This is a genomic window from Candidatus Magnetaquicoccus inordinatus (genome assembly GCF_004217665.1).
GTDB classification, from domain to species: Bacteria; Pseudomonadota; Magnetococcia; order Magnetococcales; family Magnetaquicoccaceae; genus Magnetaquicoccus; species Magnetaquicoccus inordinatus.
On the sequence record NZ_RXIU01000252.1, the window covers coordinates 1 to 4,572 of the forward strand.

The 4,572-nt window shown below is 55.7% G+C and carries 4 protein-coding genes; 2 read left to right on the forward strand and 2 right to left on the reverse strand.

Annotated elements, in window-relative coordinates:
• Positions 1–144: 144 nt before the first annotated feature.
• Both EJP87_RS14045 and EJP87_RS14050 read right to left on the reverse strand, forming a co-directional pair.
• On the reverse strand, positions 145–2,694 hold the full coding sequence (locus EJP87_RS14045) for an ABC transporter permease (RefSeq protein WP_130472493.1): 2,550 nt from the start codon (positions 2,692–2,694) through the stop codon (positions 145–147).
• A complete protein-coding gene (locus tag EJP87_RS14050; protein WP_130472494.1) occupies positions 2,694–3,362 on the reverse strand; it encodes an ABC transporter ATP-binding protein in 669 nt (222 codons plus the stop codon). The genes EJP87_RS14045 and EJP87_RS14050 overlap by 1 nt, the downstream gene beginning before the upstream one ends.
• Before the next feature lie 94 nt (positions 3,363–3,456).
• Between EJP87_RS14050 and EJP87_RS14055 the strand changes: the two genes are divergently transcribed.
• The gene (locus EJP87_RS14055; RefSeq protein WP_193771400.1) at positions 3,457–4,032 is read left to right on the forward strand and encodes an arylesterase; all 576 of its coding nucleotides are present in this window, start codon (positions 3,457–3,459) and stop codon (positions 4,030–4,032) included.
• Positions 4,002–4,346 carry a hypothetical protein gene (locus EJP87_RS14060; protein ID WP_153188686.1) on the forward strand — a complete coding sequence of 115 codons (345 nt, stop codon included), beginning with the start codon at positions 4,002–4,004 and terminating at the stop codon, positions 4,344–4,346. The genes EJP87_RS14055 and EJP87_RS14060 overlap by 31 nt, the downstream gene beginning before the upstream one ends.
• The last annotated feature ends 226 nt before the right edge of the window (positions 4,347–4,572 follow it).

Below are 4,572 nucleotides of genomic sequence, written 5' to 3' on the forward strand. Positions count from 1 at the left end.
ACGCACCGTGGCTCCATCAGCAAACTCGCCACGTCCATCCAGGTTTTGCACCTGGAAATAGTCTAAAATCTCTTTGGCCTTGACCACCTGCTCAATGATCTCGCCAGCCAGCTTTGCCGTACTTTTGGACATCTCTGTACTCCTTTATTGGTATAGACCTGCGGCAAACGCCTGCATGGGGGATAGAGCAAGATGGCGACGACTGCTCCACCAGGCAGCGGCAAAGATCACACTCCCGCCACATAATCCCGCCAACAACAGAGAAAACGGCGCAAAAATGGCCAGATCGTTAAATATTCCCCGCACTATCAGCAAGGTCAGCAATTGACCAATCAACAGCCCCAACAGCGCCGCAACCAGAGCCACAATCGCCATTTCTGCCGCCAAAATCCGCGCCACTTCGCCTCTGGTCGCCCCCAGCAACCGATAAAGCGCCATCTCGCGCACCCGCTGTCGTCGAGCAGCACTCACCTGCACCCCCAGCAACAAGAGTCCAGCCAACACTGCCGCCACACCCAGAGTGCGGGCAGCGACGGCCACCTGTTGCACAAGACCATGAATGGTCTCCAGCACTTGACGGGTCGCAACCGCAGTCACATTGGGAAGCTGTCGATTCAACTCCGCCAACAATGACTCCTCGCGCCCCTCGATGCTCACCAGCGAAGCCAACCAGGAGTGCGACAACTGCTGCAGGACCGCCGGAGAGAAAATCACAAAAAAATTCAAACTAAAATCGGACCAGCGCACCACCCGCAAATTGCTGATGCGTGCGCTCACCTCCACTCCATGCACCATAAAACGGATCTGATCTCCCAACTGCCATCCCATCTCCTTGGCCATCTCCCCCTCGACACTGGCCTCCAAAACAGTGGGATCGCTCCACCAGGAGCCTTGCAGCAGACGATTACCGCTGGGCAACTGTTCGGCAAAGGTCAACACATACTCTCTGGCCTGACGCCAATTGCGGCTGGGATCGGCCTCATCCACACTGGGTTGTCCATGCTCCTGCAGCAGGCGTCCGCGCACGGTGGGAAACAGCCGCAGCGCCTCCTCATCTGCCACAGCATATTGTTTTGCCAAGGCACGAAACGGTTGCAGTTGATCCCTCTGCAGATCAATAAAAAAAAAGCTGGGAATGCGTTGCGGCAGACGCGAAAGCAGTTGCTGGTTCAGATTTTCTTCCAAAAAAAAGAGGGCATTGACCATTCCCAAAGCGCTGCCAAGCGCCATCAACAAAGCCGCTTGCCCCCCACCCCGGCGCAGCAGAGCCTGACAGGCCAAGCGCCAGGCTCCCGGAGGAGGCTGCCAGCGGCGCACAAGCCACAGCAGTGCTTGTGCCACTACCCAGGCAACGGCCAGGGCAACCAGCAAACCGGCGACAAAAAACAGCGCTGCTCGACTCTCTCCCGACCAGACAGCCAGAGTGACAGCCAAAAGCACCATCAACAAAGCCAGCCACGTCACCGCCAGCAAAGTCTGTCGTGGCGGTTTTGCAGGAGCCACACTGCCCGCAGAGAGGCGCCAGAGCAGAACTGGGGAGAGATGGTGGCTCTGGCGCAGTGGCAACAACACACAACTCAAGCTGAAAAGAACACCAAAACAAAATCCTCCCAACGCCAAACCCCATGAGGGATGATAGAGAGTTTCGGCAGGAAAAATCTCTGGCACAACATAGGGCAAAAGGGCCGGTACAGCATTGCCCAGCAGGCTTCCCAGCAAAGCAGGCCAGCCACTCATACGCCATAGCGCACCCAAAATAAGACGGGTAAGCTGCGAGTTGTCTGCACCCAACAGCTTGAGGATAGCGATATTTTGACGATTTTCTTGCAACCAGGAGGCAAGAGCGCTGTGAATGGCCAAACCGCCCAGCAGCAGGGTCAACAAGGAGGTAATGGCCAAAAAGAGGATAAAACGGCGGATAAAACGGCGTACCGAAGGTTGGCTTTGTTCAGGAGTCAGCAAACGCACCCCTTGTTGCTGTGCCAGAGCACGCACACTATTGGCGACACTGCTTGCCTCTTCCCCCGCTGCCAAGCGCACGCCTACCACCTGGGTTACCCGACTGCCCATTTGCAGAAGGGCTGTTTCGGCCACCCGATGCAACGGCATCAGCACCCCTGGACCAAGACGAAACAACCGGGTAATACGATCGGGTTCAAAGGCCAACACACCGCGAATAGTAAACTGCGCCTCTCCCAAAACCAGGCTCTGCCCGATGCTGAGATTGAGTCGGTGCAGCAGGCTGGCCTCCACCACGATACCATCCCCCGCCAACGCCTGCGCCAGGGAGAGATCATCCTGCAACTGCACCTGGCCACGCAGCGGATAGTTGGCAGCCACCGCTTTGACCTCGACCAGCAGAGAGTGCTCGCTCGCCAGCGGTCGCGCCATGGCATTAAACTCCAGACTGGGCGAAAAGTGGCGATTGGCGGCAGAGAGCTGTTGTTGGGCAAAGTGCAGCAGGCCACTGGGCAGACCGGCGCCACCCTCTTCGGCAGGCAGAGGCCAGGTTGCCTGAAGACGCAGATCCGCACCCAACAGGTTGCGGGCATTGGCCGCCATGCCGCCTTGCAACATTTGGGCGCTGGCCAGCACGGCCACCAGAATGGTCACACAGAGCAAAATGGTGGCCGCAACATAACGGCTGTTGCTCTGGGTAAGTGTCAATGGCACTCTGGCCCCGGCAGTGATCATCAGACGCTTGTGGACGCCAGGCGCCCATCCATCAGAGCCAGGGAACGCACGGCACGGCTGGCCAATTGCGGATCATGGGTTACCAAAAAGAGGGTAATCCCCCATTCGGCAGCCCAGGAAAAGAGCAGATCGATAATCTGTTTACTGGTGTGTTGATCCAGATTGCCGGTTGGCTCATCGGCAAGAATCAGTTGTGGCCGATGGATAAAGGCACGGGCGATAGCCACCCGTTGTTGTTCGCCACCGGAGAGCTCGGCAGGACGATGCTGACTGCGCTGCCGCAAACCCACTTGCTCCAGCAACTGCATCGCCTCATTATACCCCTCTCCTTTGCCAGCCAGTTGCAGAGGCAAAGCCACATTTTCCCAGGCACTCAAAGTGGGCAGCAGATGAAAATCCTGGAACACCACTCCCACTCGTTGCCGACGAAACCGGGCCAGATCATCATCGCCCAACGCGGTCAGCTCGACACCATCAATACGGATACTGCCCCGGTCCGGTCGTTCCACTCCGGCCAGCAGAGCCAACAGGGTACTCTTGCCGCTGCCAGAGGGGCCCAACAAACTGACCGCCTCGCCCGGTGGAATATGAAAAGAGATCTCTTGCAACAGAGTCAGAGGTTGGCCAAGATGGGCCACTGAATAGGAAACCTTGTCGAGGTGAATCATGAATGGGAGAATCCCTGGGTTGCACACATTTCCAAACCTGCCCAGAGTGGGCACGAGAGGAACATTATTCCATCTTCTGCTTTGGGTTTTGTTAATGCTCTCTTTTTCTCATCCAGCCGCTGCCGAGCCACGTATACTCTGCTTTGGGGATAGCCTGACTGCCGGATATGGCGTGGCCTCCGGGGCCGATTATCCCAGTCTGTTGCAGCAACGTCTGCGCGAAAAGGGTTTTGCCCATCGGGTCATCAATGCCGGCATCTCCGGAGAGACCACCGCCGGAGGGTTGCGCCGCTTGCTTGGATTGTTGCAACAACCACCAACGCTTGCCATCGTCGCCCTTGGTGCCAATGATGGTTTGCGTGGTCTCAGTACGCAAGAGATGAAACATAATTTAAGCGAAATAGTTCGTCAGCTCAAACAAGCAGGAGTACGACCGGTGTTGGCGGGGATGCGTGTACCACCCAACTATGGACGCCGCTACAGCGATGAGTTTGCTGCTGTTTTTACCCAGTTAGCCAAGGAACATCAAATTCCCCTGTTGCCCTTTTTGTTAGCCCGGGTTGCCGGTGAGGCAACCCTTAATCTTGACGATGGCATTCATCCCAACGCTGCTGGCTATCGCCAAGTTTTGGAAAATGTTTGGGAAACATTACATCCTCTCCTGCCATGAATCTTTCCCGATTTCGCCTGCGCACACGCCTCTTTTTTTATGTTACGCCACCGCAGCATATTGGTCTGCTGGCGCTACTCAAACGGCAACTCCTCGGTCTGCTCTCCCTGATTGTCGGCACTGTTTTGGCCATTCCCGGCGTACCAGGTCCGGGATTTATCTTTATTGCTCTCGCAATTATGCTCCTTGATTTTCCGGGCAAAACCGCTTTGCTCTCCTCGATACGCAACCGGCGCTGGTTTCGCATCGCCCGTATCCTTCTGCATAACAGATTAAACATATTATTGATCTTGCCAAAAGCCTCCTCTTTTTGAAAACGGGCAGGGCAGAGCAATCGCATTTAAAAACCAGAAAATTATTAAGGAGGTCCAGGAGGAGATTATCTCCTCCTGGTGGGTGCAGGGCAAAGCCCCATAAGCGTTAACCTAACATCCCCAGAGTTGCCATCTGACGCTTTCGTTTCCTTGGTGAATCAGCAAGCCATTCGGTTATTTTGCGCCAGTTTTCCATGACTTCCGTGAAACTGAAAATCGGTAAAAC

Bases quoted from the DNA above. Each gene is read 5' to 3' on its own strand.
- EJP87_RS14045 (WP_130472493.1), bottom strand. From the start codon at position 2,694: ATGATCACTGCCGGGGCCAGAGTGCCATTGACACTTACCCAGAGCAAC.
- EJP87_RS14050 (WP_130472494.1), bottom strand. From the start codon at position 3,362: ATGATTCACCTCGACAAGGTTTCCTATTCAGTGGCCCATCTTGGCCAA.
- EJP87_RS14055 (WP_193771400.1), top strand. From the start codon at position 3,457: ATGCTCTCTTTTTCTCATCCAGCCGCTGCCGAGCCACGTATACTCTGC.